Here is a 2,854-nt window from a genome sequence, read left to right as displayed (position 1 = left end):
GATGGCATCGGGGTCCACCCCCTCGGTCGCCAGCAGCCAGGTCAGGGCCGCCGTGTCGTTGGGCCGGTAGTAGTGACCGCTGCGCGTGTCGTAGAGGGCGAGACGCTCCTCGTCGACCAGTTCCGCCACGTGGCGCCGCTGCAGCCGCAGGGGCGGCAGCGAGCGCCCCGTCAGTCCCTCAGCCAAGCACAGGTCGGCCGGGGTGGGTAGCGTGAAATAGGGCAGGTAGCGCTCGGGGTCGGTGGCCGGCAGCAGCCGCAGGAAGCCGCCGGCACGTGCCTGCTCGGCCTCCGCCTCGGCGACCAGTTGCGCGGTGGTGTCCGGATCCCGAGCAGCAGTGCCGGCCTCGGACAGGGCCTTTCCGGGGAGGTCGACCAGCGCGACCATGTCATGCACCAGCCCGCCCTTGACCGCCTCCTCGATGCGCCCGCCGGTTTCCGGGGCGGCACAGATACCCAGCGACGGGCTGAGGTTGCACTCCAGGATCCACGGCTTGAGGGTGTCGTCTACCAGGCAGTCGAGCCCCAGCAGCTCGTAGCAGCCACGCGGGTCGGCACCGGCCTCGGCCGTACGACGTCGCATGGCATCCACGGCGGAGATCGTGGTCAGCGCCACCAGGTCCTCGATGCGCGCGAAGAGGGCCTCATCGTCGTGCCCCTGGTCACGCAGCCACTGGCGGTAGCGGTCGAGGTCGATGAACTCCACTGGCACCTCGGCACTGCTGTTCAAGGCGTTAATGTCCGGATTGGTCAGCTGACTGTAGGGGTTATCGGCATCCTCGGGATCCCAGGGCTCGGAGGCCAACTTGGCGAAGCCCTGGCGGTAGAGGTAGACGCGCAGCGGCTCGAGCGAGGTGATCAGCACGTAGAGCCGCAGGACATACTTGTGGCCACGGATGGTATGGGGATTGGCCACATACTCCTGAACCAACCAGTCCCGCGCGAGAGGTGCCTCGGCGACATCCTGCAACACCCGCACGCCCTTGCCCTTGGACGCATTGGTCGGCTTGAGGATCCAGCGCTGGTCGGGATTGGCCAGGGCGGCCTCCTGCAGCGCATGGTAGTCGCCGGGTATCACATAGGCACGAGGAAAGAACGCCAGCCGTCGGGCAAGCTCGTGGTCGGCCCCATGGCTCTCGTGGATGCGCTCGCGAAGGGTGGAGAGGCTGTCATGAAGGCGGCTCTTGACGGTGAGCGCCGCATTGCCCGGAAAGTGATTCATCTTGCGCGTCGGTGACACCCGCCGGAACTGCGCGGCATCCGGCATGCCGGTGATCCAGCCGGCGTCCCAGTCATGCTCGTCCCCGACCTGCCAGCCCTGAGGTTCCAGGGCCTCACGGAAGAACCGATCCTGTTCGGCCGCTCGCTTGCCGCCCAGCCAGAAGCGCCTTGTCGGCGAATGCTGTTCCGTCATGCTCGGGATCTCCTGCCGGTTATCGTGATCGTGATGATCTTTGTTTCTGGGTACTCTGTCGATGCCGCGACACGCTCCTTACAGCGATAGCAACCGGCACCTGATTTGTCGCGCCTTGAATTATGGAACAATCGGTACTAAATTGCTCGGCATGACACGAGGACGCCCCATCGCATTCAGCCCGGACGAGGCTGCCAACGCCGCCATGCAGGTCTTCTGGGCACGAGGCTACGAGAGTGCCTCGACCCGGGATCTGCTCGAGGCCATGCGCCTCTCGCGCAGCAGCCTCTACCAGACCTTCGGCAACAAGGAGCAGCTGTTCCTCGAAGCCCTGCGGCGCTACCGCGAGTCCCTGCTGGGGCGTCTGGGTCGCCGGCTCGAGGCAGCCCCCTCGGCCATGGCCTTCCTGTCGGCCCTGTTCCGCGAGACGGCACGGGAAGCCGGCAGTGAACGCGCTGCCCTGGGGTGCCTGATCTTCAACTCCGCCAGCGAGCTCGGCCAGCACGATGGCCTGCCCTCGCAGCATGCCCGCCAGAGCATCGCCGCCATCACGGCATTGTTCCAGCAGGCAGTGATGCGGGCCCAGGCGGAGGGCGACATCGCCCCGCAACGGGATGCCGCCGCCCTGGCCAGCTACCTGACGATGGGCATGGCCGGCCTCAGGACCCTGCTGAAGAGCGGATCGGACGCCGAGCAGGCCGGGCAGGCGGTAGCGCTTCTCCTGGAGGGCCTTCGCCGCTGAACGATCCCTTTTTTATCGCCATTTATGGAACGTTCGATCCATAAATGGCGCAACGGCAGTACCCACGACCACAAAGGAGGCAACCCCCATGTCCGCCGACTATCAGATGCAACTCCCCCCCCAGACCCTCGACAATGCCGACGCCAAGGCGAAGCCACTGCTCGAGCAGGCCAACGCCAAGCTGGGCTTCGTGCCCAACATGTACGAGGGCATGGCCAAGGCACCAGGCGTGCTGGACACCTACCTGCATGGCTACGAGCTGTTCCGCGAGGACTCCGGCTTCGCACCACCCGAGCAGGAGGTGGTCTTCCTGACCATCAGCCGCCTCAACGGTTGCGGCTACTGCATGTCCGCCCACAGCATGCTGGCCAACAAGATGTCCCAGGTGCCGGCCGACGTGCTGGAAGCGATCCGCAACGACCAGCCGATTCCGGACGCGCGACTGGCGGCCCTCGCCGAGTTCACCCGCGTCATGTTCGAGACCCGGGGCAAGCCCGGCGAGGCCGACGTCAAGGCGTTCCTGGATGCCGGCTTCGAGGAGCAGCAGGTACTGCAGATCGTGCTGGCCCTGGCGGTCAAGACGCTTTCCAACTACGCCAACCACGTCAATCATCCCGAACTCGACGAGGCCTTCGCCGGCCACGCCTGGAAGGGCTGAGCGTATGCCCCCTCGCATCGGCGCCGGAGATAACGGCGCCG

Annotated in this window: 3 protein-coding genes; 2 read left to right on the top strand and 1 reads right to left on the bottom strand. The window is 66.2% G+C overall.

The window, feature by feature from the left end; all coding sequences use genetic code 11:
• Nucleotides 1–1,413: hypothetical protein (locus RI841_RS13815; protein WP_310706211.1), on the bottom strand; the 1,413-nt coding region annotated here is incomplete at its 3' end.
• A gap of 151 nt (nt 1,414–1,564) precedes the next feature.
• On the opposite strand from RI841_RS13815, the gene RI841_RS13810 reads away from it, so the two are divergent.
• Nucleotides 1,565–2,155 carry a TetR/AcrR family transcriptional regulator gene (locus RI841_RS13810; protein WP_310706210.1) on the top strand — a complete coding sequence of 197 codons (591 nt, stop codon included), beginning with the start codon at nt 1,565–1,567 and terminating at the stop codon, nt 2,153–2,155.
• 88 nt (nt 2,156–2,243) lie between these two features.
• The gene (locus RI841_RS13805; protein ID WP_310706209.1) at nt 2,244–2,813 is read left to right on the top strand and encodes a carboxymuconolactone decarboxylase family protein; all 570 of its coding nucleotides are present in this window, start codon (nt 2,244–2,246) and stop codon (nt 2,811–2,813) included.
• Nucleotides 2,814–2,854: the final 41 nt, after the last annotated feature.

Origin of the sequence: Halomonas sp., from assembly GCF_031581305.1 — a bacterium.
In the GTDB taxonomy this organism is placed as follows: Bacteria; Pseudomonadota; Gammaproteobacteria; order Pseudomonadales; family Halomonadaceae; genus Halomonas.
The sequence above is the reverse complement of the archived record's forward strand: the minus strand, read 5'-3'. Positions and strand labels throughout refer to the sequence as shown.